Genomic DNA, 25,124 nt, shown 5'->3' on the forward strand with positions numbered 1-25,124 from the left:
GCCGTACCGCTTGTTGTGACCGAAGGGAATCCCCGCGCGGCCCCTGAAGGGCGCCAGCGCCGTTGCACCGGATTGTGCCAACGGCTCCCGGCGCCGGTGCGATTCGCAGGATTGCCACCGTGCCACGGCCGTCGGCACGGTACAATCGCCGCCTCCCCTCCCTGCCCGTTTCCGCCATGACCGTACCGCGCATCACCCACGTCGCCGCCGGCATCCTGCTGCGGCCCGACGGCACTTTCCTGCTCGGCAGCCGCCCGGCCGGCAAGCCGTACGCCGGCTACTGGGAGTTCCCCGGCGGCAAGCTCGAGGCCGGCGAAACCGGGCTGGATGCGCTCAAGCGCGAGCTGCACGAGGAGATGGGCATTGTCGTCACCGCGGCAACGCCGTGGCTGGTGCAGACCTTCACCTACCCGCACGCAACGGTGCGGCTGCAGTTCTTCCGCGTCACCGGCTGGGCGGGTGAGCCGCATCCGCACGAAGGCCAGTCGTTTGCCTGGCAGACGCCCGGCGCGCTGAACGTGTCGCCGATCCTGCCGGCCAACGGGCCGATCCTGCGCGGGCTGGCCTTGCCGCCGGTGCTGGCGCTGTCGAATGCGGCCGGCCTCGGGATCGACGACTGGCTCGCACGGCTGGACGAACGCTTAGCAAACGGCCTGCGCTGGCTGGTGCTGCGCGAGCCGCAGCTCGACGCCGCCGACTACCGCACACTGGTCACCGAAGTCCTGACCCGCTGCCGCCGTCACGGCTGCCGCGTGCTGCTGCACGGCGACATCGCGCTGGCGCAGCAACTCGGCGCCGACGGCGTGCAGCTGCCGGCACGCGTCGCCGCGACGCTCGAACGCCGCCCCCGCGGCATCGACTGGCTCGGCGTGTCGGCGCACGACGAGGCCGAACTCGCCGTCGCCCGGCGCATCGGCGCCGATTACGCCCTCGTCGGCCACGTTGCCGACACCGCGTCCCACCCCGGCCAGCCCACGCTGGGCTGGGACGGCTTTGCCGCGCTGACCGGTGCCGGCTGGCCCTTCCCGGTCTACGCGATCGGCGGCATGGACGGCAGCGATGTCGCAAACGCGCAGGCGCACGGCGGCCACGGCATTGCGCAACTTTCAGCCGCATGGAGCAAGACATGAAAGACAAGATGTTGAAACGCGCGCTGCTGCGCGTCGCTGCAGTGCTGCTGATCGCCTTCGGCGCCGGCTGGTATTACGGCTGGATTCACCCGCAGTACTGGTTCAGCAAACCGCACGCCAACACCATCGTCACCCAGCAGTGCGACGATCTCGCCGCCGGCTGCCGCTTCCGGCTGGAAAACCACGAGTACGAGCTCAAGAGCGCCGGCCCGGTCGGCACCAGGGCACCGGTCGAACTGGTGCTGAGCGGCAAGGCCGACAAGGTCAGCGCCGAGTGGGCGATGGCCGGGATGGACATGGGCAGCGCCCGCTACACGCTGCAGCAGGACGGCGAGCAATGGCGCGCGTCGACGATCCTGCCGGTCTGCAGCCAGAAGCGGCAGGACTGGCAGCTGACACTGGACATCGACCGCAACCGCATCGTGCTGCTGACCCGCTCGCAACCGTAGCGGCGTCAGTGGCTGCTGATCGTCGAGAACAGCTGGATCACGGCGACCCCGGCGATGATCAGCCCGATGCCGAGCCACGCCGCCAGATCGGGCAACTGGCGGTACAGCACGCTGGCGACCAGCGTCACCAGCACGATGCCGGCGCCGCACCAGATCGCATAGGCCACGCCGACCGGCACCGTCTTCATCACCTGCATCAGCAGATAGAACGCGCTGGCGTAGCCGAGCACGACGAGTACGCTCGGCAGCGGCCGGCTGAAGCTGTCGGACGCCTTGAGGCTGCTGGTTGCGATGACCTCGGCGACAATGGCCAGACCGAGCATCAGGTATGCATTCATTGTGTTTCCTCCTGCGAATGCGGCGCATCGTAGCCTGAGAAGGCGATGGCACTAAGTTAGAAACCATCTGATAATCGGATGGATGAATTGGACCCACGACCAACTCGCCACCTTTGTCACCGCCGTCGATGCCGGCTCGTTCTCGGCCGCCGCACGCCAGCTGGGCCGCGCGCAATCGGCCGTCAGTAGCGCGATCGCCCTGCTCGAAGCCAGCCTCGGCGTCACGCTGTTCGACCGCAGTGCGCGCATGCCGGTGCTGACCGAGGCCGGCGTGGCGCTGCTCGACGAGGCGCGCGAGCTGCTGCGGCAGCGCCAGCACTTCGAGAACCGCGCCTTCGCACTCGGCAGCCAGGCTCCCGGCCGGATCACGCTGGCGCTCGACGAGGGCCTGCCCTACCTGCCGGCGATGCGCCTGCTGGCCGATTTCGCCGCCGCCTACCCGCAGCTCGCCGTCACCGTGCTCAACTGCTCGGCGGCCGAGATCGCCGAATGGGTTGCCGGCGGCCAGGTCGACGCCGGGCTGTCGTTCCGCCGGCTCGGCGACAACAGCGCGGTCGAGTCCGAAGCGGTCGGCGCGGTGCCGCGGGTCATCGTCGCCGGCGTCGGCCATCCGCTGGCGCAAGACGAGGCGATCGGCCGCAGCGCGCTCGCCCGGCACCGCCAGCTGATCGTCACGCCGCGCACCGGCAACGACGATGGCGACGAGCGCATCAGCGCCCAGATCTGGTATTCGGACAGCCTGTACGCGGTGGCCGAACTGGCGGCGCTCGGCGTCGGCTGGGCCGTCGTGCCGCGCAACGTCGCGCGCTACCCGACGCTTGCCGGCCGGCTGGTCGAGCTGGCCGGCGACGATGTCGCGTTCAGCGCGCTCGAAGTCCGGCTGTGCTGGCGCACCGGCCGCGGTGGCTGGCCGATCCTCGGCTGGCTGCGGCGCTATCTGGCCCGGGCGGTATTCGCCGGTGACGACGCGTCGCCACATCCGGCCGCCGGTGGATGACGCTGGCGGCCGGATTTGGAACAATGCGGTTTTTGCTCCCGCGCAGCCGCCCATGCCCCGCCTGCCCATCGCCGTTGCCGCCCTGCTGCTGTCGCTGACCGCATCCGCCAAGGTCTACCAGTGGCGCGACGCCGACGGCCAGGTGCACTACACCGACCAGCCGCCGGCCGGCCAGACCAGCCGCGAGCGGACGATACGCCCGAACGTCGTCGGCAACGCCAAACCGGTCGCGGCCAGCGCGCCGCAGCCCAAGGGCGCAACCGTCGTGCTCTACACCAATCCGCAATGCGGTTCGACCTGCGCCGACGCGGTCGCGCTGCTCGACGCGCGTAAAGTCGAATACGAGGTGCGCAACCCGTCCAGCTCGGAAGCGCAACTGCTGGCGTTCTACCAGGCAACCGGCCAGACCCAGCTGATCCCGCCGGTCCTGCAGATCGGCAACGACGTGTTCCGGATCTGGGATCCGCAACTCTGGTCGGCGGCGCTCGCCAAGGCCGGCTACCCGGCGACCAAGCGCTGAGCCGTCAACGCGCCGGCGCCACCGGCGTTGTATTTCCGTTTCCCCACCGATGTGCCCGATGAAACCCCTGATCCTGCTGTGCTGTACCGCCGCGCTGCTAGCCGGCTGCTCGAAGACCGACCCGAACTCGCCCGGCGCGCTGCGCCAGGCCATCTTCAAGGACATGCTCCGGACCAGCGAAACGCTCGGCGGCATGGTCCGCGGCCGCACAAGCTACGATCCGGCCGTGTTCAGCCGGGACGCGCTGAAGCTCAAGGCGCTGGCATCGGCACCGTGGTCGCACTTCCCCGAATTCGACGCCAGCGGCGCCAGCCATGCCAGCGCTGGGCAATTCAAGGCCGCAGCGCAACAGCTCGAGACCGCGACGACGCAGCTCGCCGCGCAGGCTGGCCCGGCGGCGAGCATGGCCGACATCCGGCCGCGCTTTGCCGCGGTCGAAGAATCATGCGCGGCGTGCCACAAGGTGTTCCGGCCCGAGTAGCTCAGCCCGGCAAGGGCTGGCCGCAGTCCTTGCAGAAACGCGCCTCGCCGTCATGCCCGGCCGTCGCGCAGGCCGGGCAGCGCCGCCGGTCTTCGTCGTCGCGGACGCGGGCGAATTCGGCGGTGACGATGCCGGTCGGCACGGCGAGGATGCCGTAGCCCATCAGCGTCACCACCGCCGCCAGCGCCTGGCCCGCGCCGGTTTTCGGCGTCAGATCGCCGTAGCCGAGCGTCGTCAGCGTCACGATCGCCCAGTAGATGCCGCGCGGAATCGACGTGAAGCCGTTGGCCTCGCCCTCGATCACGAACATCAGCGTGCCGAGCACCACGGCCATCATCAGCATCACGTAGATGAACAGCAGGATCTTGCGCCGGCTGGCCGCCAGCGCCCGGGTGATCGAACTGCCGGCGTGCAGGAAACCGGCGAGCTTGAGCACGCGGAACACCCGCATCAGCCGCAGCACGCGGATATCGCTCAGGTAGACGCTCTGCGGCAGCAGCAGCCCCAGATAGGTCGGCAGGATCGACAGCAGGTCGATCAGCCCCAGCGGGCTGAACACATAGCGCCACGGCCGCGCAACGCAGGCGATGCGCAGCAGGTACTCGGCGGTGAACAGCAGCGTGAATCCCCATTCGAGCACCATGAACACGCCGCCCCACTGCGCACGGAGGCTGGCGACGCTGTCGAGGATCACCGTCAGCACCGAAACGACGATGGCCGCCATCAGGCCGACATCGAAGGCCCGGCCTGCCGGCGTATCGTTCTCGAAGATCACCGTGTACAGACGGTGGCGCCAGCCATGCGGTACGGGCTGGAACGGAACGAGCGAGGTGGGCATGGCACGGCTCCGCGGAATGGAACAACCGGACAGCCTAACCGGCTTGACCGGACCGGACCTTCGATCAGGTCAAGCCCCGGCCATTGCCGGCCCGCCCCCGCCCGGCCTGCGGCCAGCGACCAGGCCACAATTGCCGCCCGACGGAAATAACAAAGCTTCAAGCAAGTTGAATGACAGAAATATGAAGGCAAACGCTATAACGGGATCACCTTTCTCGTGTGCGGAGCTTCAAGATGTCCATCTCAGCCCGGCTGGTCCTCACCTTTGCCATCGCCTTGTTTTCCCTGCTGTTCATCGGCGGCTTCGGACTCTGGCAACTGAAGCAGGCGCAACAGCGCTTCGACGACGTCCAGATCCGCAGCCTTGCCAGTTTCACCGAACTGAATCGCGCCAAGGATGGCGTCGACAGCCTGCGCCTTTCGGCCTACAAGCATGTGCTGAGCAGCAACGCCGCCGAGCAGCAGCGCTGGCAGAAGGACATCGACCAGCGTCTGGTCACGGTCGACAACGCGCTGCAAAACTATGCAACAACCTATGTGTTCGATGCCGAAGACCAACGCCTGCTGGCCGCCGACAAGGCCGGCTGGGCCGCCTATCGCACGCAGCTGGCCACCGCGCTGGCGCACTCGCGTGCGCGCGATCTGGACGGCGCCCGCGCCGCGCTGAACCAGAATCGCGGCAGCGAGCTGCACCAGAAACTGAATGCGCATATCGAACACAATATGCGCGAAGCCGCAGCGCTGGCGGCGACCAATGCCGCTGCCTACAAGCACACCATGCGCTGGACCATCGGCGTGGTGCTCGCGTGCCTGCTGCTGACCGCCCTCCTCGCCGGCCAGCTGTTCGCCCACATCCGCACCGGCCTGGCGGCGATCCAGCACACGCTCAGGCACGTTGCCGAAACGCTCGACTTCACCCAGCGCGTTCGCTCGCGGCGCAATGACGAAATCGGCCTGACCGCGACGGCATTCAACCGCCTGCTCGACCGCCTGCAGGCCAACCTCAAGTCGATGATGGCGCTCGCCAGCGAGGTCGCCGGCTCGGCGCGTACGCTGAACGAATCGGCGGAGCAGGTCTCCACGGCTGCCAGCTCGCAGAGCGAGGCGTCGGCCAGCATCGCCGCCACGGTCGAGGAAATGACCGTCAGCGTCAGCCAGGTCGCCGAACGCGCGACCGATGCCCGGCAGATGGCCGCGCAATCGGGCCAGCTGGCCGCCTCCGGCTCGGCCACCGTCAGCCAGACGGTGCAGGACATCCGCAGCATCGCCGATGCGGTGCAGACCGCCGCGGCCACCATCCGCGAGCTCGAAACGCACAGCGCCGAAGTCAGCTCGGTGGTGCAGGTGATCAAGGAAGTCGCCGACCAGACCAATCTGCTGGCACTGAATGCCGCGATCGAGGCCGCCCGCGCCGGAGAAAACGGCCGCGGTTTCGCCGTCGTTGCCGACGAAGTGCGCAAGCTGGCCGAGCGCACGACCCAGTCAACACAGCAGATCGCCGGCACCATCGAGGCCATGCGCAGCAGTGCCGCCAGCGCCAACGACAAGATGCTGTCGGCCGAGACCCGCGCCCGTGACGGCGTCGAGCGGGTCGACGCCACCGACTCGGCCATCCACCGGATCGGCGAATCGGCCGGCGCCACCGCGGACGTCGTCGGGGAAATCGCCCTGTCGATCCGCGAGCACGGCGCGGCCAGTAATACCATTGCCGGCCAGATCGAACGGATCGCGCAAATGGCCGAGCAGGCCAGCGCCGCCGCCGAGCGCAGCCGCAGCAGCGCGCGCTCGCTCGACCAGCTGGCCGCGCAGCAGATGCAGACGCTGCAGCAATACGCGCTGTGAGTGCCTGCCGCCGGGAGGCGCGCCGCGCGCCGCCCGGCAAGAAGCGCCCGGCCTGATAGAATCGGAGCATTCTTCCGCCTTGCGACCCGCCCCATGCAATTTGCCACCTGGAACGTCAACAGCCTCAAGGTCCGCCTGCCGCAGGTGCTCGAGTGGCTGCAAAGCCGCCCCGAGCTCACGGCGCTGGCGCTGCAGGAAACCAAGCTCGAAGACCACAACTTTCCGCAGGCCGAGATCGAGGCCGCGGGTTTTCACGTCGCCTACGCCGGCCAGAAAACGTACAACGGCGTCGCCATCATCAGCCGCGCGCCGATCGACGACGTCGTGATCAACATCCCCGGCTTCGACGATCCGCAAAAGCGCGTGATCACCGGCACCATCGGCGGCGTGCGCTTCGTCTGCGCCTATGTCCCGAACGGCCAGGCGCTCGATTCGGACAAATACCCGTACAAGCTCGGCTGGCTCGAAGCGCTGACTGCGTGGCTCAGGGCCGAGCTGGCGCAGCATCCGCAACTGATCCTCGCCGGCGACTACAACATCGCTCCCGAGGACCGCGACGTCCACGACATCAGCAAGTGGGAAGGCGGCGTGCTGGTGTCGCCGCCCGAGCGCGAGGCGTTCACGACGCTGGTCGGCCTCGGCCTGGCCGACGCGTTCCGCGCGTTCGAGCAGCCGGAAAAATCGTTCTCGTGGTGGGACTACCGCGGCTTCAGCTTCAGGAAGAACGCCGGCCTGCGCATCGACCATCTCTTGATCACGCCGGCGCTGTCGCAAAGGCTCACCGCGTGCGAGATCGACCGCGAACCGCGCAAGGCCGAGCGGCCGTCCGACCACACCCCGGTGCTCGCCACCTTTGCCGACTGACATCGTGGTCGACAATTCATCCGGCCGCCGCGCCGACGAACCGGCGACGCTCGCCACCCTTGCCGACTGAGGACTGCATGGACAAGATCAAACTGTTGTCGGGCAGCAGCCTGTTCTGCGAGCTCTCGACCGACGAGCTCGCCGGCCTTGCCGCCCATGCACAACCGCGCAGCGTGCGCGCCAAGGAGATCGTCGTCGCCCAGGGCGCGACCGGCGACGCGATGTACGCGGTGCTGCACGGCCGGCTCAAGGTGCTGCGCAGCAGCGACGAGGGCCGCGAGGCGACGCTGGCGATCCTCGAGGCCGGCGAAGTGTTCGGCGAAGTCGCGATGCTCGACGGCGGGCCGCGCACCGCCAGCGTCGAGGCGCTCGAGCCGTGCGAGCTGCTGGTGTTGCGCCGCGACGCGGTGATGCAGCACCTCGATTCGCACCCGAAGGTGATGCGCCAGCTGATCGCCGCGCTGTGCCACCGGCTGCGCGGCGCCGACGAATTGCTGCAGGACACGCTGTTCCTGCCCTTGCCGCAGCGGCTGGCCAAGACGTTGCGGCAACTCGGCGATCAGCATGGCGCGCAGGATGGCGACACCGTGCTGATCGACCTGAGGCTGACGCAGCAGGAAATCGCCAACCTCGTCGGCGCCAGCCGCGAAAGCGTCAACAAGCAGTTGAACGCCTGGGTCGACGACGGGCTGATCGCGCTCGAGGCCGGCCATGTCCGGCTGATCCGTCCCGACGAGCTGCCGGGCTGAGGCTCATTTGGCGACGAACTCGATCCGCCGGTTCTGGCGCCGGCCGTCTTCGCTGCCGTTGTCGGCCAGCGGCCGGCTGTCGCCGTATCCGACCGCGGTCAGCGCATCGGCCGCGACGCCCTTGCCGATCAGGTAATCGCGCACCGCGGCGGCACGCCGTTCGGACAGCGTCTTGTTGCGCACGGCGTCGCCGACGTTGTCGGTATGGCCGGCGATCTCGCCCTGCTTGCCGCTGGCCTTGAGATCGTCGGCGAACTTGTCGAGCGCCGCGTGGTACTGCGGCTCGATCGTCGCGCTGTCGGTGGCAAACTGCACGTCGACCTCGATCCCGGCCAGCTTGAACAGTGCCGGCGCGCCGGCGACCATCGATGCCATCGGCGCCTTGACGTCGATCTCGGGAACGTCCGGCGCCCTGGGCGTGGTGCAGTAGCGCAGGCCGAGAAAGGCCAGGATCGCCAGCGGTACCGCCCACAACAACCAGCGTGGCAGACCTGATTTGACCGCGGTTTCGGCCGACTCGACCGCCGAGCCGATCTTGCGCTTGGCCTCGCCGCCGGCCTCGGCCACCGCGTCGAGCGCCGTACCGGCGTGCGAGCTCAGCCCGCCGAACAGGCTCGCAAGGCTGCCGACGCCGAGCGCCTGCAGCAGATGGCCGTCGAGCAGCCTGGCCAGCCAGCCCTGCTGCTCGGTCAGCAGGCCGACAAAGCCTGCATAGCCGCCACCGGATTCGCCGAGCTTGCGCTTGAGCAGCGACAGCAGCATCGGTGCACCCAGCGCGAGCAGCGATGTTGCCGATTCGGCCGAGACGCCGGCCTTGCCGGCCACCGCTGCGGCGACCTGGCTGGTCTGGCCGCCGAGCAGCGCCGGCAGCAGGTCCCGGCCCCGCTCGACCAGCCCGGCCAGTACGCCCGGATCGCCCGCCTGTACGGTCGGGCTGTCGAGCACGCCGGCATCGACCTTGGGGCCGGAAATCAGCTCGAACAGGCTGCGTGCCGCCTGCGGATCACCGGCCTGCTTGACGAGGCCACCGACGAGCGCCGGCAGCGTCTGCGACACCGCCGCGTCCGCCGCCGCGGCCTCCATGCCCAGTGCCTTGCCGGCAAAGCCGGACAGGACCGGTCCCGCCGCCCCCTGCAGGGCTTCGATCAGATTGAACGCCATGGTGCTGCCTCCATGCAGATAGGGGGAGACCTTCGCTCCCCCTTGCATCGCGAAGGCATGAACCCGAAGGTTCAAATTCCATTCAGGCGTTCGTTCGATCGAACATGCAAGTGAATCAACAAGATAACAGAGGATGAATGGCCGGTTTTCCGCTCAGCGGCGGCCATAGCGCAGCCGCAGCAGCCGGCCGCGGACCTGCAGGTCTTCCCACACCGGCATCACCGCCAGCACCAGCAGGAACAGCGCCAGCGGGATCGTCGCGACAAAGCCGACGCGCTGGAATGCCCAGGCGCCGGCGATGCCGCCGACGAGAAACAGCAACAGCAGCCCGAGGTTCAGCGCCAGCAAACCCCGGTCGGCAACGACGCGCGGCATGTCCGGACTGCGGTTGCGGTTCCAGTACAGCAGCCGGCCAAGCTCGATGCCGATGTCGGTGACGAGGCCCGTGACATGGGTCGTGCGGATGCGCTTGCTCGAGAGCTTGGTGACGATGGCGTTCTGCAGCCCCATCAGGAAGCACAGCCACATCACCGTGAACGGCACGATGAAGCCGGTGTGCGTGCTCAGCCAGCCGCCGAGCAGGCCGAAGCCGAGCATCAGCACCGCCTCGACCAGCAGCGACAGTGCGTACTCGCTGTGCATGCGCCGCCGCCGTGCCCAGTTGATCAGCAGCGACGACGTCGCCGCGCCGGCGGTGAAGCAGACGAAGGCACCGAAGCCGGCAAGCACCAGCCTGAGGTTGCCGAGGACGAACTCGTCGGCCATCGTCGAGACGATGCCGGACATGTGCGAGGTGTACTGGCCGACGGCGAGAAAGCCGCCGGCATTGGCCGCGCCGGCGACGAAGGCCAGCGACAACCCGAGCTTCTGGTCGGCGGCCAGCGTGCGCTCGCGCCCGACCAGTGCATGCATCCATTTCATCGCCGTCCCCCGCCTGCACCGATCCCGTCAGCATGCCAGATCGGCCGCGAAGGCAGGTCGCGACAGATCAAGCCGGCGCACCTTGCCGCCGCAATGTGACAAATTAACGGCGCGGCACGATCGCGTTGGTCAGGCGGGCGATGCTGAGCAGCCGGCCCGCCTCGTCGTCGATGCGGATCTCCCAGACATGCTGGCTCTGGCCCAGCCTGATCGGCCTCGCGGTGCCGGTCACCCGCCCTTTCGACGCCGAGCGTACGTGGCTGGCGTTGATTTCGGTGCCGACGGCGAGCTGCTTGCCGGTATCGACGATCAGGTTGCTGGCTACGCTGCCGAGCGTTTCGGCCAGCGCGCACGAAATGCCGCCGTGCAGGAGCCGCATCGGCTGCACCGTGCGGTGGTCCACCGGCATCGTCGCGACGAGGTAGTCGTCACCGACTTCGGTGAAGCGGATGTCGAGGTGTTCGACCGCGGTATTGGCGCACATCGCGTCGAGGTCGGCGGGGGTGAACGGGCGGATCCAGATCGGCATCGGCGCATCCTCATCGGGGTGGGGAGGAAGGCAGGATAGATCCGCCGATGCGGCCTCGGGAAGGCCGGCAAACCCTAAGCGGCATATTCGAACGCGCAGCCGCAGACCGGGCGAACGATCACACCGGAGGGCAAGGCCGCCGGGCCGCCCCCACCCGGGGCTCAGCGCTGTGCGACGCTGTTGCCGCCCGCACTCCAGACGTAGTTGTTCTTCCACGCGCCGTAGACGAGGTTCGGGTATTCGGCGCGGCCGAGGCTGCCGTTGTAGCGGCCGAGCGCGCGGAAGTAGTCGCCGTTCTCGATGTCGAGGTAGTGGCGCAGGATGGTGCAGCCGTAGCGCAGGTTGGTGCTGACGTCGAGCAGGTTCTGGTCGGACGTGCCGATCAGGCGCTGCCAGAACGGCATCACCTGCATCAGCCCGCGCGCGCCGACCGGGCTGATCGCGTAGCGGTTGAAGCCGCTTTCGATATGGATCAGCCCGAGCACCAGTTGCGGGTCGAGCCCGGCCCGGGTCGCCTCGTACTGCACCGCGGTCAGGATCTTGCGGCGCATGAACTCGTCGGGAATCCGCTTCGCGAGCTTCGCGCTCATTTCGGCCATCCACGCGTCGGCCTCGGCCTGCGTCGGGAAGATCAGCCGCGCCTGCGCGCCGTCGCCGATCGCCCGCGACATCGCCGACTGCACCGATGACGACAGCGCCTCCTCCTTCTGCGCGCCGGCAAAGGCGGTACAGACGGACAACGACAGGATGGCGGCAAGGACAAGCTTGTTCATATGGACAGTACGGGAATGAAGGGCGGCCAACAAAGCACAGCTGGCAAGGCGTACGAAGCGCAGACAGTACAAGTAGTACGGCAAGCGAGTACAACGCAGCCAGCTGGGTTTTGTTGGACGCTCGTAAAAACGGGGCCAGCGATCAACGCTAAGCCCCGCTGCAGCGATCGGCAAGCCGATCGGTGATTTATGCCAATTGCTGCTGCACGAAGGCAACAGCGTCGGCCAGCGCGATCTTCTGCATCTCGCCGCCGGCGCGCGCGACGTATTCGACCTGGCCGTCGGCCAGCGCCTTGTCGCCGATGGTGACGCGGTGCGGGATGCCGATCAGTTCCATGTCGGCGAACATCACGCCCGGACGCTCGTTGCGGTCGTCGAGCAGCACGTCGACGCCGGCGGCGACCAGTTCGGCGTACATCCTGTCGGCGGCGGCCTTCACCGCCTCGGACTTGTGATAACCGACCGCGACAACGGCGACGGTGAACGGCGCCAGCGCCGGGGGGAAGACGATGCCGCGCTGGTCGAAGTTCTGCTCGATCGCGGCGGCAACGATGCGCGACACGCCGATGCCGTAGCAGCCCATTTCCATCGGCTGCTGCTGGTTGTTCTCGTCGACGAACATGCAGTTCATCGCCTTTGAGTACTTGGTGCGCAGCTGGAAGATGTGGCCGACTTCGGTCCCGCGGCACAGCTCGATCACCCCCTTGCCGTCCGGGCTCGGATCGCCGGCGACGACGTTGCGGATGTCGGCAACGACGTGCGGCTCGGGCAGGTCGCGGCCCCAGTTGACGCCGGCGATGTGGAACTTCGGCTTGTTGGCGCCGCAGACGAAGTCGCTCATCGCGGCGACGGTGCGGTCGGCGATGACCCGGATGTCGGCAGCGACGCCGACCGGGCCAAGGAAGCCCGGCGGGCAGTTGAATTTGGCGCGGATTTCCTCCTCAGAAGCAAAGCGGAACTCGCCGATGCCGTCGACCTTAGAGAGCTTGACCTCGTTGAGCGAATGATCGCCACGGATCAACGCGATCACGAAGCGCCCGTCGCCGGCGACCAGCGCGATCAGCTTGACGGTCTTCTCGATGCCGATTTCCATCAGCCTGGCGACGTCTTCGCAGGTGGTCTGCTTCGGCGTATCGACATCGCGCAGCGCCTCGGCCGGCGCGGCACGCGGTGCGGCCGGCGCCAGCGCTTCGGCGAGTTCGACATTGGCGGCGAAGTCCGAATCCGGGCAGTAGGCCAGCAGGTCTTCACCGGCGTCGGCAAGGACGTGGAACTCGTGCGAGCCCGAACCACCAATCGCGCCGGTATCGGCGGCAACCGCGCGGAACTTCAGGCCCAGCCGGGTGAACACGTTCGAGTACGCCCGGTGCATCTTGCCGTAGGTGACCTGCAGGCCTTCGAAGCTGGCGTCGAACGAGTACGCGTCCTTCATGGTGAATTCGCGCGCGCGCATCACGCCGAAACGCGGGCGGATCTCGTCGCGGAACTTGACCTGGATCTGGTAGAAGTTGACCGGCAGCTGCTTGTACGAGCGCAGCTCGGTGCGGGCGATGTCGGTGATCACTTCCTCGTGCGTCGGGCCGAAGCAGAAGTCGCGCTCGTGGCGGTCGCGGATCTTGAGCATCTGCGGGCCGAAGAGATCCCAGCGGCCGGTTTCCTGCCACAGCTCGGCCGGCTGCACCGCCGGCATCAGGAGTTCCTGCGCGCCGGCCTTGTCCATCTCGTCGCGCACGATTGCCTCGACCTTGCGCAGCACCTTCAGGCCCAGCGGCATCCAGGTGTAGAGGCCGGAGCCGAGTTTCTTGATCAGGCCGGCACGCAGCATCAGCTTGTGCGAAATCAGTTCGGCCTCGTTCGGGGCTTCCTTGAGGGTCGAGATATACAGTTGCGAAGTGCGCATGGCAGTGTCGGTCGGCAATCGGGAAACCGCTGATTCTACCAAAGCCGCCCCGCTCTGCCTGCCTGTGCGCGGAGCGGTCGGAATTATCCCGGCAGCGGCGCAAGGCATCGGTGGCACAATGGTCACAACGCACAAATTCAAACCGGTTTGACACAGATGCAGCGCCAGACGCTTCCGCTCCCTACCGCCTCCGGCTCCCGACACGCGACGATGGCGCTGTTCTTCGTCGCCGGCGCCACCTATGCCACCTGGGGCATCCACATCCCGACGCTGCGCGACCGCTTCGCGCTGTCGCCGGCGTGGCTGTCGGTGGCGATGTTCGCCGTCGCGCTCGGCGCCATCGTCGCGATGCAGCCGGTCGGCAAGCTGATCGCGCGGCACGGCAGCGACAGGATCGTCGGCATCTCGGCATGGTGCTTTGCCGCGACGACGGCGCTGCTGATGCTGATGCCGAGCCTCTGGCTGACGCTGGCGGTGCTGATCGGCTTCGGCATCGCCAACGCCGCCTACGACGTGGCGATGAACGCGCAGGCGGCGACGGTCGAGGCCGGCAGCGACAAGCCGATCATGTCGACGCTGCACGGCCTGTTCAGCGTCGGCGGCATGGTCGGCGCCAGCGTCGGCGGCGGAATCATTTCTCTCGGCGTGCCGCCGTGGCTGCATTTCGTCGGCATGGGGCTGCTGATCGCGATCACCGGCGTGCTCGCGCGGCCGAAGCTGATCGCCGACACGGCGCCGGCGAGCACGGATCATGGCGGGCACGCGCGCTCTGGCCGGCTGCTGTGGGTGATCGGCTTCCTCGCCTTCCTCGGCCTCGTCGCCGAAGGCGCGATGTACGACTGGACGGCGATCTACCTGCGCGACGTCGCGAAATCGGTCACGCTGGCCAGCTTCGGCTACGCGACGTTCTCCGGCGGCATGGCAATCGGGCGGTTCTCGGGCGACGCACTGCGCGCACGCATGGGGATGCTCAAGCTGCTGAGCGCCAGCGGCATCGTCGGCGTTGCCGGCATCGTGCTGGCGCTGGCGTGGCCGAACCCGTGGGCGGCGCTGCTGGGCTTCCTGCTGATGGGCCTCGGCTGCGCCAACCTCGTGCCGATCTTCTTCGTCGCCGCGTCGCGCCTGCCCGGCCTGCACGCCGGCGAAGCGATCGCCGCCGTGGCGCGGCTTGCCTACGTGGGCATGCTGATCGGCCCGGTGCTGATCGGCTTCGTCGCCGAGCACGCCGGCCTGCGCACCGCGCTGTGGCTGGTCGCGCTGGCGATCGCCTGGATCGCCGTCGACGGCGGCCGGGTGCTGAAGAAGGCACTGAAACCGGCGCCCTGACGCCGGCACCGGCATCCGGAGCTGCGCTGAATCAATACCGGCGGCCGCGCCGCCGTGCATTATTCACACTTCGAGTTCAATCCGTTCCTCAAGGGGTGAGCCATGCAGTACCAGCAGGCCAGCGCGTTTCTCAATACCGTCGCCGAACGCAATCCGGGTCAGCCGGAGTACCTGCAGGCGGTGAGCGAGGTGATCGAGAGCCTCTGGCCGTTCATCCGCCTGCACCCGCAGTACGCCGGCAACGGCCTGCTCGACCGGCTGGTCGAACCCGAGCGCACGCTGATCTTCCGCATTGCCTGGGTCGACGACAAGGGCGAGGTGCGCGTCAATCGCGGCTACCGCATCCAGCAAAGCTCGGCCATCGGCCCGTACAAGGGTGGCATCCGCTTTCACCCGTCGGTGAACCTGTCGGTGCTCAAGTTCCTCGCCTTCGAGCAGACGCTGAAAAACGCACTGACAACGCTGCCGATGGGCGGCGGCAAGGGCGGTTCGGACTTCGACCCCAAGGGCAAGAGCCCCGGCGAGGTGATGCGCTTCTGCCAGGCGTTCATGACCGAGCTCTACCGGCACATCGGTTCCGATACCGACATCCCGGCCGGCGACATCGGCGTCGGCGCGCGCGAGGTCGGCTTCATGGCCGGAATGATGAAAAAACTCTCGAACCGGAACGACTGCGTGTTCACCGGCAAGGGGCTCGCATTCGGCGGCTCGGTGATGCGGCCCGAGGCCACCGGCTACGGCACGGTCTATTTCGCCGAGGAAATGCTGCGCCACGCCGGCCGTTCGCTCGAAGGGCTCAGCGTCGCGGTGTCCGGCTCGGGCAATGTTGCGCAGTTCGCGATCGAAAAGGCCATGGCGCTCGGCGCCCGGGTGCTGACGGTGTCGGACTCGTCCGGCACCGTCGTCGACCCCGACGGCTTTACGCCGGAGAAGCTGGCGATCCTGCAGGACATCAAGAACCGCCACTACGGCCGCGTCAGCGATTATGCCGAACGCACCGGTACGCGATTCGAGGCCGGCATGCGGCCGTGGCAGGTGCCGGTCGACGTGGCGATGCCGTGCGCAACGCAGAACGAGCTCGACGGCCATGACGCCGCGCAGCTGATCGCCAACGGCACGATCTGCGTGGCCGAAGGCGCCAACATGCCGTCGACGGCCGACGCGGTACGCCTCTTCTCGGCGCACGGCGTGCTGTATGCACCGGGCAAGGCCAGCAACGCCGGCGGCGTCGCGACGTCGGGGCTGGAAATGAGCCAGAACGCGATGCGGCTGTCGTGGTCGCGCGACGAGGTCGACGCCCGGCTGCTGCAGATCATGCAGGGCATCCACGCCGCCTGCCTGCGTTACGGCCGGCGCGACGACGGCAGCGTCAGCTATGTCGACGGCGCCAACATCGCCGGCTTCGTCAAGGTTGCCGACGCCATGCTGGCGCAGGGCGTGATCTAGGCGGGCATCAACGCACGATCATCTTGGGAATCTTCCCGTTCGGCCCCGCTGCCCGGCGGGGTTTTTTTATGCCGGCGCCAGGCAGGACATCGCCGAGGCGACCGCTTCGGCGATCCTGCGGCGCGTTTCGGGCCGCTTGATCGTGAGCGCTTCGTCGCGGTTGATGATCACGCCGGCTTCGAGCAGCAGCGCCGGCACCGTCGCGTACTTCACCACGATCAGCGACGACTGGTAGACGGCCCGGTCCGGATCGAGCACGACATAGCCTTCGCCGGCGTCGTTCATCACGTGATGCAGGTTGGGCGCGAATCCGGCGCGCTTCATCGCACCGCCGACGGCCCCGGCGCACGCAAGGCTCGCCGCATACTGGGGGTTGTCCGGCGAAACGAAGACCGAATAGCCGTGCGAGATGTCGCTGTAGCGCTGGGGCTTGCCGGCCACCGTCCACGTCGACAGGTAGCGCTCGTTGACCGAGTCGTGGTGGATCGAGATGAACAGGTCGGCACCGGCGGCCATCGCCGGCCGGGCCTTCAGGCTGTCCATGTCGCCGTTCGCGCCGATCAGCAGCACCACGTGGCCGTCGGCGCGCAGCCGCTGCGCGACGACGCGGGCCAGCGCGAGGTTGTAGCCGAACTCGGTCTCGCCGTAGGCGCTGGTCGCCCCCGGCGCGGCCAGGTAATGGCCGACGTCGACGGCGATCGTCGCAGCCTGGGCCGTCCCCGCACACGCGGCGAGCACAGCCCAGACGGCCGGCTTAACCGGCCGCATCGCCTTCGTTGGCGGCCTTCGCCGCGGCCAGCTCGGCGGCCTGTTTCTCCGCGCGCTTGGCGGCGATCTTCGGCCGCAGGATGTTCATCATCACGATGTCGCGTGCGCTCATCAGCGCCAGCAGCCAGACGATCAGCACCGCGGCGTAGCCGAGCGTGTTGTTCCGGAAGCCCGGCGCCAGCGATTCGACCAGCGGGTTGATGACGAACTGGATCGAGCCGATCACGATCAGCAGCAGCACCAGCGTCGAGATCGCCCGCTCCCTCAGGAAGGTGCCGCGCAGCAGCACGCGTTGATCCCATTTCGACAGGCCACGCAGTTCGGGCACATCGTCGGCCCGGAAGTAAAACGCCATTGACTTCTCCTTAAACAAACACCAGACCGCCCGTCGGGGCGATTCGTTCCCGCCGAAGTGTTGCTTGCCGGCACCACCGTTGGCAAGCCATTGCAACGCCGTAGCAAGCGCGCACCGGCCGGCGGCACACCGGCTGCGCCGCACAGGCACTTGTGGTAAGAAAGGCGCGGGAGACAACAACACGGAACAAGAACAGTGAAAAAACCGCTCTGCACCCTGCTCGTCCTGCTGTCCGCATCCGCCCTCGCCGACCAGCCGCCCCCCCGGCCCGCCGATCAGGCCGCGCCACTGCAGGCGCCCGAGCTGGTCCGCTCGCTCGCCGACCGGGTCTATCTGCCCGGCCTGCAGGCGCTGCAGTCCGAATCGGCCACACTGCAGCAGCGCGTCGACGCGCTCTGCACCCAACCGGATGCCGAGCGGCTCGCCGCGGCGCAGGCCGCGTGGCGTACGACCAGCACGGCCTGGCGCCGGGTGGAAAGCGACCGCGTCGGCCCCTTGCGGCAGGACGAGTTCATCAACCGGATCGACCCGTGGCCGCTGGCGCCCAAGGTGCTCGCCGCCTCGCTGGCGGCAACGCCGGCCAAGCCGGCCGATCCGTACTCGTTCGAGCTGTGGATGCGCCAGCCCAAGGGCGGCAGCGGCCTGCCGGCGATCGAAGCCCAGCTCTTCGGCCAGACGCCGGCCCGGCAGCTCGCGCAGCTCAGGTCGGGCAAGCACTGCGGCTTTGCGCAGTGGCAGGCGGCCTCGCTGGCGCGCCAGTCGCAGATCCTGGTGATGGAATGGCAGGGCATGCGCCGCGGCCTCAATTACGACCCGACCTACCCGCGCCCGCTGATGACCGAAATGCTCACCCGCAGCGTCGCCGGCCTGCACGAGCTGGCCGGCTTCAAACTGGGCAAGGACGAGATCGCGCCGGCGGCGGCGCATTTTCCCGATGCGCTGTCGGGCCAGACACGTGCCGGGCTGCTCGCCGGCTTCGGCGCCATCCGCACGGTGCTGCTCGGCGCACCGGACGGCGTCGGTTTCGACGACTACCTGAAAAGCCGCGGCCGCGACGAGGTCGTCGACGAACTGAACAGCCGGCTCGACGACGCGCAGCGCGCGCTCGAAGCCCTGCCGGACGACTTCACCGCCCGCGCCGGCGAATACCGCGGCGAGCGGATGCAGGCACAGCGCCGGCTGAACGCGCTGGCCGATTTCGTCGACGGGCCGATGCGCGACTCGCTCGGACTGCTGATCTCGCGCTGATCGCGGCGAAAAAAACCCCGGGCAAGCCCGGGGCCAGATCGGTGCCGAGGGTAGGCGGCACCGGGAGGTGAACTTCAGCCGAACACGCAGCGGCCCTGTACCCAGGTCGCAACGATGTCGCGCTGCGGCGTGATGGCCGTCAGGCTCGCGGTCTGCCCCGGGGCGATGCTGCCCAGATCGGGCCGGCGCAAGGCGCGCGCCGGGTTGCGGCTTGCCAGCGCCCATGCGCGTTCGAGCGGCAGGCCGAACCAGTCCATTGCATGGCCGACCGCGGCGATCAGGTGCAGGGTGCTGCCGGCGAGGCCGCCGACATCGGTCCGCACGACGCCGGCATGCATGTGGACGGTGAACTCGCCGAGCGCATAGTCGCCGTCGGGCATGCCGGTCGCGCGCATCGCATCGGTGATCAGGATCAGCCGCTCCTCGCCGACGCTGGCAAGCGCGATCTGCGCCGCTGCCGGGTGGACATGGTGGCCGTCGGCGATCAGCTCGACATCGGCCTCGGGCCGGGTCAGCCCGGCGCCGACGACGCCCGGGTCGCGGTGATGCAGCCCGCGCATGCCGTTGTAGCAATGGACGACGCCGCGCGCGCCGGCGAGCATCGCGTCGACGGTTTCGTCATAGCTCGCATCCGAATGACCGATCAGCGTGCGCACGCCGCGCTCGCGCAGCCAGGCGATCGCTTCGTCGGCGCCCGGCAGCTCGGCCGCCAGCGCGACGGTGTTCAGCGTGCCGTCGGCCAGTGCATGCCAGCGCGCCAGCTCGGGCACGCTGATCGGCCGCATCAGCGGCACCGGGTGCGCGCCGCAGCATTTGGCGGTGAAGTACGGCCCTTCCAGATAGGTGCCGACGATCTCGGCGCCCGAGACGCCGTGCCTGCGGCTGTCGCGCACCTGGACGATCGCCGCTTCGATCGTTTCGACCGGTGCGGTGACCGTGGTCGCGGCGAAAGCGCCGACACCGTGGCGGGCGAAGTACGCCGACATCGTGTCGAGCGCGTCGTGGCTGGCGTCCATCACGTCGGCGCCCATCGCGCCGTGCACGTGGCTGTCGACCAGTGCCGGCATCAGCCAGGCATCGCCCAGATCCCGATCAAATCCGCCGTCGAACCCGCCGGCGGCCTTCACCGCGCGGATGCGGCCGTCGTCGCCGACGTGGACGACACCGTCGTCCAGCCAGCCCTGCGACGTCAGTACCCGCGCCGCGCGGATTCTGACCGGATCACAGGCCATCGACGGCCTCCGCGCGCTTTTGCTGCCTTGCCAGCCGGTCGGCCAGGCTGGTGATGCCGCCCTGCCCGGCCGGAATTGCCCGCAGGCGGAATTCGGCGGCGGTGGCGATGTCGTCGCGCTCGAACAGCATCTCGGCGAACATCGCCAGATTCATCCCGGCGACGACCTCGGTGCCCGGGCGGGCCTGCGCCAGCGTCGACGCAATCCGGAACGGCGAACCGCCGAGCAGGTCGGTGAAGAACACCACGTCGCCCGCACAGCCGGCCAGCACCTCGCTCAGCTTCGCCTCAAGATCACCGGTCCCCATGCCGTCGGGAAAATCGACGACGTGCAGGTCCGCCTGCGCGCCGAACACCTGGGTGATCGCTTCGTTGATGCCACTGGCAATGCGGCCGTGGCCGGTCAGGATCAGGGAAATCATTGTCTTGCTCCATGCGGCTTTGGCCGCAATGTCCGTTCAATTCGGGCTAACTCAGCGCAGCCCATTCACCAGCACCGTTCTGGTCGGCGAGCGAGCCAAAGCAGGTCGTAGCCGCCCGAAGCGCAGGAACCGGAATGGACATGTGGTCCATGAGGATTCCGAGCATCGGACGGCTGCGAGATGCGCAGGCGCAGCCGCCGAACGGAATGGTGCTACAGGAAGCCGAGGAATTTGCCGGCGAGCCCCAGCACCACCGTCAGCCCGATCAGCTTCACCGGCGAGTAGCCCTTCTTCATCAGCCAGTAGACGACGAGGGTGAAGCCGAGCGGCAGCAGGTTGGGCATCAGCTTGTCGAGCACGCCGGACTGCAGCGCGATCTTGGCTTCGCCGGCGTGGATCTCCAGCGGCGTACTCAGCCGCACGTAGGACGCGACCAGCGCACCGATCACCGTCATCCCGACGATGGACGCCGCGTGCGAGATCTTCTTGGTACTGTTCTTGAGCACGTTGATCGCGCCCAGCCCGGCCCGGTAGCCGTAGTGCGCCAGACCGAAACGCAGGCCGAAGTGCAGCGCGTTGAACAGCAGCAGGAAGACGATCGGGCCGAACAGCGAGCCTTCGAGCGCCAGTGCCGCACCGATGCCGGCGCAGATCGGCAGCCAGGTCAGCCAGAACATCGCGTCGCCGATGCCGCCCAGCGGGCCCATCAGCGCGACCTTGACCGCACGGATGGTCGAGATCTTCTCCTTGCTCTGCTCCATCGCCAGCACGAGGCCGGACAGGAAGGTCACGTCGAACGGGTGGACGTTGATGAACTCGAGGTGCATCTTCATCGAGTTCGACAGGTCTTCCGGGTTCTTGTGGATCTTGCGCAGTGCCGGGATCAGCGTGTACAGCCAGCCGCCGGCCTGCATCCGTTCGTAGTTGAACGATGCCTGCAGCGCGAGCGAGCGCCACGCCATGCGGTTGATGTCCTTCTTGGTCAGCGCTTCGGCCGGGGAGGTGTCGACATAGTCGTCCCGTTCGACCGAACTCGTGGCCAGCGCCTGTTCCATCCGCTTCTCGGCCTTGGCGGCCAGTGCGGCTTCGTTGTCGTTAAATGCCATCTTCCACCTCCACATTCCGGGCAGCGGCCGCCTGCGGCTGGGCACGGTTGCTGTTGAAGAAATCGATCATCGCGATCGCCAGTGCGCCGAGCGCGATCGCCAGGATCGGCAGCTTCAGGTAGGTCACGCCGACGAAGCCGAGGATGAAGTAGGCGACATAGTTCTTGTTGAGCATGATCTTCATCAGCAGCGCGAAACCGATCGCCGGCATCATGCCGCCCGCCACGCCGAGGCCGTCGAGCACCCACTGCGGTGCGGCCTTGACCACGGCACCTGCGGCATCCGCACCGAAGTAGATCGGCAGGAAGGCCACGATGAAGTAGAAGCAGAACAGGATGGCCATGCCGAAATAGTTGACCAGCTCGATCCCGCGCCAGTTGCCTTTCTTCACCATCTCGTCGCACTTGTGCATCATCGGCGAGAACGCGGTGAACAGGATGGTGATACACCCCTGCACCGCGATCGAGAACGGCACCGCCACCCCGATCGCGACCTTGGGATCGGCCTTGGTCAGGATCGCAAACGCCGTGCCGATGACGCCGCCGATGACGACGTTGGGCGGCTGTGCGCCGGCCAGCGGCACCATGCCCATCCACACGAGTTCCAGTGTCCCCCCGACCAAGAGGCCGGTATGGACATCCCCCAGAATCAGCCCGACCAGCGGGCCGAGCACCACGGGACGGTGGAAGTGGGTCAACCCGTCAAACAGGTCCACCCCCGCCAAGCCGGCCAGCAGCGCAATCAGCAGTGCTTCGATCAACATGTCTCAACCCCTCCCAGAGTCAGAGCAACTTCGAAACGAGTTCGCCGGCCTCGTCGGGAACGCGGCGGATCTCGCAGGTCACGCCCAGCGAGGCCAGCTCGCGGAACGTCGCCACATCGGCGTCGTCGACCGACACCGTCTTGTGGATCTGGCGTTTGCCCTCGGCAAAGTGCATGTTGCCGACGTTGACAAACGTGATCGGTACGCCGCCCTTGACCAGCGCCAGCACGTCCTGCGGCGTCTTGCAGACGATGAGGATCTTCTGGCGGTCGGCGGCCTTGTGGATGACTTCGGTGGTCTTGGCGAGCGTGAAGTAGCGCGTCTGCACGCCCTCGGCGACGACCATGTCCATCAGGTTCTGCTGCACCGGGTCGTTCGCGGCAGCGTCGTTGGCGACGAGGACCAGGTTGGCACCGAGGCTGCCGGTCCAGGTCACGCCGACCTGGCCGTGGACCAGGCGGTTGTCGATGCGGGTCAAGAGAATGTTCGGCATGGTGTTTTCTCGCAGGTCAGTTCGGATACGGGTAGATCGTCACGCCCTGGACGACGCGGTTCACTTCGCCGGTCGGGCACGGATTGTCCGGGGTCAGGCCGGCGGCGAGCGAGGCCTCGAACGCGAACAGCTGCGCGAACAGCAGGTAGGGCAACGCCAGCCACAGGTCGTCGGCGTCGGGCAGCGCCACCGGCAGCGTGTCGCCGGGTTCGGTCCCGAGCGCGATCACCTGCGGCGCGATGCCGTTGCCGACCAGCTCGGCGTAGAGGTCGTCGTCGTAGCGGCGCGTGTACGGCCTGGACGACTTGAACACCAGCACGCAGGTGCGGGCGTCGATCATGAACTTCGGGCCGTGGCGCACGCCGAGCGTCGAATCGAAGCGCGTGGCGATCTTGCCGGCGGTCAGCTCGAGCAATTTGAGCGACGCCTCTTCGGCCAGCCCGGTCAGGCCGTTGCTGCCGAGATAGACGACACGTTCGAAGCCTTCGATGGCGAGCTGGCGTGCCCGCTTCGGCCAGGTCGCGAGTTTCTGCTCGCACAGCGCCGCGACCGATTCGACCCGCGCCGTCGCGTCGTTCAGCGGCACCGCGCCGAGCATCAGCGCCGCGGCGACGAACATCGACGTGAAGCTCGACGTCATCGCAAAGCTCTGGTCGTTGGCGCCGTCGGGCATCAGCACGCAGCGCACCCGCGGATTGCCGGCGGCGTAGCGCGCCAGCGCGCCGTCCGGATTGCACGTCAGGATCAGGTGACGGCAGTCCGGCAGCAACTGGTCGGCCAGTTCGACCGCGGCGACGCTTTCCGGGCTGTTGCCCGAACGGGCGAACGACACCAGCAGGGTCGGCAGACGCGGATCGAGCCAGGCTTGCGGGTCGCCGACAATGTCGGTGGTCGCGACCGGGTCGATGCGCAGGCCGCTGCGTTCGCGCAGCACCGGTGCCAGCGTCCTGCCGGCAAAGGCCGAGGTGCCGGCGCCGGTCATCACCACGCGCAGGCCCGGCGTGGCGAGCAGGTCGTTCAGCCACGGCTGCCAGTCGGCGGCCGATGCCTGCAGCGTGGCGGTGATTTCGCGCCACAGCCGCGGCTGCTGGGCGATTTCGCGGGCGGTGTGGATGGCGCCGTGGGCGACGAGCCAGTCCGGATCATGGTCGAGCCAGCTCATCATGCAGCCCTCCGCAGTTCGGCAGGCCGGGCCATGCCGCAGGCACGGGCGTAGCTGCGGGTCACTTCCATCACCTTGTCGATCACCAGCGCCTCGGCGGTCGGGGCGATGCGGCCTTCGGCAACGCGCTTGGCCTGCTCGGGCAGGTACTGGCTGACCAGGGTCATCAGGAGCGGCTGCTTGCCGAGGTTGGCGAACAGCGTCTCCTGCGCGGCAACGACCTTCGGGTGCGGCCAGTAGTAGCGGATCCGGTCCGAAAGGCTGTAGTTGCGGTCGAGGTACTGCTGGTGGCCGGGCTGGCTGTAGTACGGCAGCCAGTAGTCGGGCTCTTCCTGCATCACCTGCGCGATCACCGATTTCAGGTGCGAGGCACCGAGTTCGCCGATGGTTTCGCGTTCGATCACGTCGAGCGCGTACAGCGCCTCGCGCATCGCGAACGTCAGCCCCGGGCCGACCTTGAGGATGGCGAAGTGGTCGCGCACCAGCTCGGCCAGTGCGGTGTCGCTCTGGTAGTCGGTCGAATGCGCCTCGAACACCAGCGGCTCGGATTCGATGAAGGCGCTCAGCGTTTCGGCCTTGGCCGCGTTGTAGCGGACGACCTTGTGGTGGTCGAACTCGACGCCCGGCTGGACCACCATCGCGATGACGCGCTCGAACGTATCGGCGAGTCCGGCGGCGGCGAACACCTCGCGGTGGACCTTGAGCGTGGCCCCGGCGGCCTGCGGCGACGTGACTTCCAGCTCGCCGAGTTCCTCGTTCGCGCCACCCGGCACCGGCACTTCGGTCCCGATCACATACACCGGTGCTTCGCCACCGGCATCGCGCCACGCGGCCTCGGCAATCGCGCACAGCTGCGCCGCGCGTTCGGCGACCACCGCATCGGACAGCGGCACCGGATCGCCGGCGCACGACATCGAACAATCGAGGTGGATCTTGCGGAAGCCGGCCCTCACGTAATCGCGGACCATGTCGCCGGCCATCGCCATTGCTTCGCCCGCCGTTGCCTTCTTCCACGCGTTCGGGCCGAGGTGGTCGCCGCCGAGGATCAGCCGGGCCGGGTCGAAACCGACCTTTTTCGCCAGACCGAGGACGAAATCGCGGAAGTCCGCCGGCTTCATGCCGGTGTAGCCGCCGAACTGGTTGACCTGGTTCGACGTCGCCTCGATCAGGATCGCGCTGTCGTCCTCCAGCCCCTGCAGCAGCGCCGCCTCGAGCACCAGCGGGTGCGCCGAGCATACCGAGTAGATCCCGGTCGGCTGGCCGGCCTTGTGGCTGTGGATGATGTCGAGCAACAGACTCATGGCTTTCTCCTT

General features: G+C 67.9%; 27 protein-coding genes. 11 read left to right on the plus strand and 16 right to left on the minus strand.

The window, feature by feature from the left end; all coding sequences use genetic code 11:
* The first annotated feature begins 176 nt into the window (after window positions 1–176).
* Window positions 177–1,130, plus strand: a complete 954-nt coding sequence (locus tag BJP62_RS07300; protein ID WP_070528367.1) for a Nudix family hydrolase — start codon at window positions 177–179, stop codon at window positions 1,128–1,130.
* A complete protein-coding gene (locus BJP62_RS07305) occupies window positions 1,127–1,579 on the plus strand; it encodes a hypothetical protein (RefSeq protein WP_070528369.1) in 453 nt (150 codons plus the stop codon). Before BJP62_RS07300 ends, BJP62_RS07305 begins: the two co-directional genes overlap by 4 nt.
* 5 nt (window positions 1,580–1,584) lie before the next feature.
* Here BJP62_RS07305 and BJP62_RS07310 read toward each other — a convergent pair whose 3' ends face one another.
* A complete protein-coding gene (locus BJP62_RS07310) occupies window positions 1,585–1,917 on the minus strand; it encodes a multidrug efflux SMR transporter (protein ID WP_070528371.1) in 333 nt (110 codons plus the stop codon).
* 82 nt (window positions 1,918–1,999) lie between these two features.
* Between BJP62_RS07310 and BJP62_RS07315 the strand changes: the two genes are divergently transcribed.
* The 3 genes from BJP62_RS07315 to BJP62_RS07325 are packed head-to-tail and all read left to right on the plus strand — an operon-like array spanning window position 2,000 to window position 3,915.
* On the plus strand, window positions 2,000–2,914 hold the full coding sequence (locus tag BJP62_RS07315; protein ID WP_070528374.1) for a LysR family transcriptional regulator: 915 nt from the start codon (window positions 2,000–2,002) through the stop codon (window positions 2,912–2,914).
* A gap of 52 nt (window positions 2,915–2,966) precedes the next feature.
* Window positions 2,967–3,434, plus strand: a complete 468-nt coding sequence (locus BJP62_RS07320) for a DUF4124 domain-containing protein (protein ID WP_070528376.1) — start codon at window positions 2,967–2,969, stop codon at window positions 3,432–3,434.
* Window positions 3,435–3,492: 58 nt separating this feature from the next.
* On the plus strand, window positions 3,493–3,915 hold the full coding sequence (locus BJP62_RS07325) for a cytochrome c (RefSeq protein ID WP_070528377.1): 423 nt from the start codon (window positions 3,493–3,495) through the stop codon (window positions 3,913–3,915).
* A 1-nt stretch (window position 3,916) separates the two neighbouring features.
* Here BJP62_RS07325 and BJP62_RS07330 read toward each other — a convergent pair whose 3' ends face one another.
* Window positions 3,917–4,753, minus strand: a complete 837-nt coding sequence (locus tag BJP62_RS07330) for an ion transporter (RefSeq protein WP_070528380.1) — start codon at window positions 4,751–4,753, stop codon at window positions 3,917–3,919.
* Window positions 4,754–4,986: 233 nt separating this feature from the next.
* Here BJP62_RS07330 and BJP62_RS07335 point away from each other — a divergent pair, with 233 nt between their 5' ends.
* The 3 genes from BJP62_RS07335 to BJP62_RS07345 all read left to right on the plus strand — a co-directional run bounded on the left by BJP62_RS07335 (window position 4,987) and on the right by BJP62_RS07345 (window position 8,207).
* The gene (locus BJP62_RS07335) at window positions 4,987–6,594 is read left to right on the plus strand and encodes a methyl-accepting chemotaxis protein (protein ID WP_070532452.1); all 1,608 of its coding nucleotides are present in this window, start codon (window positions 4,987–4,989) and stop codon (window positions 6,592–6,594) included.
* 93 nt (window positions 6,595–6,687) lie between these two features.
* Window positions 6,688–7,458 carry an exodeoxyribonuclease III gene (gene xth / locus BJP62_RS07340; RefSeq protein ID WP_070528382.1) on the plus strand — a complete coding sequence of 257 codons (771 nt, stop codon included), beginning with the start codon at window positions 6,688–6,690 and terminating at the stop codon, window positions 7,456–7,458.
* A gap of 77 nt (window positions 7,459–7,535) precedes the next feature.
* On the plus strand, window positions 7,536–8,207 hold the full coding sequence (locus BJP62_RS07345) for a Crp/Fnr family transcriptional regulator (protein ID WP_070528385.1): 672 nt from the start codon (window positions 7,536–7,538) through the stop codon (window positions 8,205–8,207).
* A 3-nt stretch (window positions 8,208–8,210) separates the two neighbouring features.
* On the opposite strand, the gene BJP62_RS18385 is transcribed toward BJP62_RS07345, so the two are convergent.
* From BJP62_RS18385 to BJP62_RS07370, 5 genes are all read right to left on the minus strand, one after another.
* Complete coding sequence (locus BJP62_RS18385) at window positions 8,211–9,368, minus strand: OmpA family protein (RefSeq protein WP_070528387.1); 1,158 nt, start codon at window positions 9,366–9,368, stop codon at window positions 8,211–8,213.
* A gap of 153 nt (window positions 9,369–9,521) precedes the next feature.
* The gene (locus BJP62_RS07355) at window positions 9,522–10,289 is read right to left on the minus strand and encodes a YoaK family protein (protein ID WP_070528389.1); all 768 of its coding nucleotides are present in this window, start codon (window positions 10,287–10,289) and stop codon (window positions 9,522–9,524) included.
* A 103-nt stretch (window positions 10,290–10,392) separates the two neighbouring features.
* Window positions 10,393–10,818, minus strand: coding sequence for a hotdog fold thioesterase (locus BJP62_RS07360; protein WP_070528391.1), 426 nt, complete (start codon window positions 10,816–10,818; stop codon window positions 10,393–10,395).
* Between the two features lie 161 nt (window positions 10,819–10,979).
* Window positions 10,980–11,591, minus strand: a complete 612-nt coding sequence (locus BJP62_RS07365; RefSeq protein ID WP_070528393.1) for a lytic transglycosylase domain-containing protein — start codon at window positions 11,589–11,591, stop codon at window positions 10,980–10,982.
* Between the two features lie 187 nt (window positions 11,592–11,778).
* Window positions 11,779–13,491: a proline--tRNA ligase gene (locus tag BJP62_RS07370; RefSeq protein ID WP_070528396.1), complete on the minus strand. Its 1,713-nt coding sequence runs from the start codon at window positions 13,489–13,491 to the stop codon at window positions 11,779–11,781.
* Window positions 13,492–13,647: 156 nt separating this feature from the next.
* On the opposite strand from BJP62_RS07370, the gene BJP62_RS07375 reads away from it, so the two are divergent.
* Entirely contained in the window at window positions 13,648–14,817 is a 1,170-nt protein-coding gene (locus BJP62_RS07375) for an MFS transporter (protein WP_070528399.1), read from the plus strand.
* 102 nt (window positions 14,818–14,919) lie between these two features.
* Entirely contained in the window at window positions 14,920–16,263 is a 1,344-nt protein-coding gene (gdhA, locus tag BJP62_RS07380; RefSeq protein ID WP_070528401.1) for an NADP-specific glutamate dehydrogenase, read from the plus strand.
* 66 nt (window positions 16,264–16,329) lie between these two features.
* Here the strand turns inward: gdhA and BJP62_RS07385 are convergent, their stop codons facing one another.
* Window positions 16,330–17,031 carry an N-acetylmuramoyl-L-alanine amidase gene (locus BJP62_RS07385; protein WP_070528402.1) on the minus strand — a complete coding sequence of 234 codons (702 nt, stop codon included), beginning with the start codon at window positions 17,029–17,031 and terminating at the stop codon, window positions 16,330–16,332.
* Complete coding sequence (locus BJP62_RS07390; RefSeq protein ID WP_070528404.1) at window positions 17,018–17,386, minus strand: hypothetical protein; 369 nt, start codon at window positions 17,384–17,386, stop codon at window positions 17,018–17,020. The genes BJP62_RS07385 and BJP62_RS07390 overlap by 14 nt, the downstream gene beginning before the upstream one ends.
* Window positions 17,387–17,581: 195 nt before the next feature.
* On the opposite strand from BJP62_RS07390, the gene BJP62_RS07395 reads away from it, so the two are divergent.
* On the plus strand, window positions 17,582–18,634 hold the full coding sequence (locus tag BJP62_RS07395) for an imelysin family protein (RefSeq protein ID WP_070528406.1): 1,053 nt from the start codon (window positions 17,582–17,584) through the stop codon (window positions 18,632–18,634).
* Window positions 18,635–18,708: 74 nt separating this feature from the next.
* On the opposite strand, the gene nagA is transcribed toward BJP62_RS07395, so the two are convergent.
* The 7 genes from nagA to BJP62_RS07430 form a co-directional block, all read right to left on the minus strand.
* Entirely contained in the window at window positions 18,709–19,866 is a 1,158-nt protein-coding gene (nagA, locus tag BJP62_RS07400; RefSeq protein ID WP_070528408.1) for an N-acetylglucosamine-6-phosphate deacetylase, read from the minus strand.
* Window positions 19,856–20,287 (minus strand): PTS galactosamine/N-acetylgalactosamine transporter subunit IIA, encoded by a 432-nt coding sequence (gene agaF / locus BJP62_RS07405; protein WP_070528411.1) that lies wholly within the window; start codon window positions 20,285–20,287, stop codon window positions 19,856–19,858. The genes nagA and agaF overlap by 11 nt, the downstream gene beginning before the upstream one ends.
* 212 nt (window positions 20,288–20,499) lie before the next feature.
* A complete protein-coding gene (locus BJP62_RS07410; RefSeq protein WP_070528414.1) occupies window positions 20,500–21,393 on the minus strand; it encodes a PTS system mannose/fructose/sorbose family transporter subunit IID in 894 nt (297 codons plus the stop codon).
* Window positions 21,383–22,156 (minus strand): PTS N-acetylgalactosamine transporter subunit IIC, encoded by a 774-nt coding sequence (gene agaW, locus BJP62_RS07415; RefSeq protein WP_070528415.1) that lies wholly within the window; start codon window positions 22,154–22,156, stop codon window positions 21,383–21,385. The genes BJP62_RS07410 and agaW overlap by 11 nt, the downstream gene beginning before the upstream one ends.
* Window positions 22,157–22,175: 19 nt before the next feature.
* Complete coding sequence (gene agaV, locus BJP62_RS07420) at window positions 22,176–22,649, minus strand: PTS N-acetylgalactosamine transporter subunit IIB (RefSeq protein WP_070528418.1); 474 nt, start codon at window positions 22,647–22,649, stop codon at window positions 22,176–22,178.
* Between the two features lie 16 nt (window positions 22,650–22,665).
* Entirely contained in the window at window positions 22,666–23,814 is a 1,149-nt protein-coding gene (locus BJP62_RS07425) for an SIS domain-containing protein (protein WP_070528421.1), read from the minus strand.
* Window positions 23,811–25,112, minus strand: coding sequence for a D-tagatose-bisphosphate aldolase, class II, non-catalytic subunit (locus BJP62_RS07430; protein ID WP_070528424.1), 1,302 nt, complete (start codon window positions 25,110–25,112; stop codon window positions 23,811–23,813). Before BJP62_RS07430 ends, BJP62_RS07425 begins: the two co-directional genes overlap by 4 nt.
* Window positions 25,113–25,124 lie beyond the last annotated feature (12 nt).

It is taken from the genome of Jeongeupia sp. USM3 (assembly GCF_001808185.1).
In the GTDB taxonomy this organism is placed as follows: Bacteria; Pseudomonadota; Gammaproteobacteria; order Burkholderiales; family Chitinibacteraceae; genus Jeongeupia.

Coding starts and splice junctions, on each gene's coding strand:
- BJP62_RS07300 (WP_070528367.1), top strand. CDS start 177: ATGACCGTACCGCGCATCACCCACGTCGCCGCCGGCATCCTGCTGCGG.
- BJP62_RS07305 (WP_070528369.1), top strand. CDS start 1,127: ATGAAAGACAAGATGTTGAAACGCGCGCTGCTGCGCGTCGCTGCAGTG.
- BJP62_RS07310 (WP_070528371.1), bottom strand. CDS start 1,917: ATGAATGCATACCTGATGCTCGGTCTGGCCATTGTCGCCGAGGTCATC.
- BJP62_RS07315 (WP_070528374.1), top strand. CDS start 2,000: ATGAATTGGACCCACGACCAACTCGCCACCTTTGTCACCGCCGTCGAT.
- BJP62_RS07320 (WP_070528376.1), top strand. CDS start 2,967: ATGCCCCGCCTGCCCATCGCCGTTGCCGCCCTGCTGCTGTCGCTGACC.
- BJP62_RS07325 (WP_070528377.1), top strand. CDS start 3,493: ATGAAACCCCTGATCCTGCTGTGCTGTACCGCCGCGCTGCTAGCCGGC.
- BJP62_RS07330 (WP_070528380.1), bottom strand. CDS start 4,753: ATGCCCACCTCGCTCGTTCCGTTCCAGCCCGTACCGCATGGCTGGCGC.
- BJP62_RS07335 (WP_070532452.1), top strand. CDS start 4,987: ATGTCCATCTCAGCCCGGCTGGTCCTCACCTTTGCCATCGCCTTGTTT.
- xth (WP_070528382.1), top strand. CDS start 6,688: ATGCAATTTGCCACCTGGAACGTCAACAGCCTCAAGGTCCGCCTGCCG.
- BJP62_RS07345 (WP_070528385.1), top strand. CDS start 7,536: ATGGACAAGATCAAACTGTTGTCGGGCAGCAGCCTGTTCTGCGAGCTC.
- BJP62_RS18385 (WP_070528387.1), bottom strand. CDS start 9,368: ATGGCGTTCAATCTGATCGAAGCCCTGCAGGGGGCGGCGGGACCGGTC.
- BJP62_RS07355 (WP_070528389.1), bottom strand. CDS start 10,289: ATGAAATGGATGCATGCACTGGTCGGGCGCGAGCGCACGCTGGCCGCC.
- BJP62_RS07360 (WP_070528391.1), bottom strand. CDS start 10,818: ATGCCGATCTGGATCCGCCCGTTCACCCCCGCCGACCTCGACGCGATG.
- BJP62_RS07365 (WP_070528393.1), bottom strand. CDS start 11,591: ATGAACAAGCTTGTCCTTGCCGCCATCCTGTCGTTGTCCGTCTGTACC.
- BJP62_RS07370 (WP_070528396.1), bottom strand. CDS start 13,491: ATGCGCACTTCGCAACTGTATATCTCGACCCTCAAGGAAGCCCCGAAC.
- BJP62_RS07375 (WP_070528399.1), top strand. CDS start 13,648: ATGCAGCGCCAGACGCTTCCGCTCCCTACCGCCTCCGGCTCCCGACAC.
- gdhA (WP_070528401.1), top strand. CDS start 14,920: ATGCAGTACCAGCAGGCCAGCGCGTTTCTCAATACCGTCGCCGAACGC.
- BJP62_RS07385 (WP_070528402.1), bottom strand. CDS start 17,031: ATGCGGCCGGTTAAGCCGGCCGTCTGGGCTGTGCTCGCCGCGTGTGCG.
- BJP62_RS07390 (WP_070528404.1), bottom strand. CDS start 17,386: ATGGCGTTTTACTTCCGGGCCGACGATGTGCCCGAACTGCGTGGCCTG.
- nagA (WP_070528408.1), bottom strand. CDS start 19,866: ATGGCCTGTGATCCGGTCAGAATCCGCGCGGCGCGGGTACTGACGTCG.
- agaF (WP_070528411.1), bottom strand. CDS start 20,287: ATGATTTCCCTGATCCTGACCGGCCACGGCCGCATTGCCAGTGGCATC.
- BJP62_RS07410 (WP_070528414.1), bottom strand. CDS start 21,393: ATGGCATTTAACGACAACGAAGCCGCACTGGCCGCCAAGGCCGAGAAG.
- agaW (WP_070528415.1), bottom strand. CDS start 22,156: ATGTTGATCGAAGCACTGCTGATTGCGCTGCTGGCCGGCTTGGCGGGG.
- agaV (WP_070528418.1), bottom strand. CDS start 22,649: ATGCCGAACATTCTCTTGACCCGCATCGACAACCGCCTGGTCCACGGC.
- BJP62_RS07425 (WP_070528421.1), bottom strand. CDS start 23,814: ATGATGAGCTGGCTCGACCATGATCCGGACTGGCTCGTCGCCCACGGC.
- BJP62_RS07430 (WP_070528424.1), bottom strand. CDS start 25,112: ATGAGTCTGTTGCTCGACATCATCCACAGCCACAAGGCCGGCCAGCCG.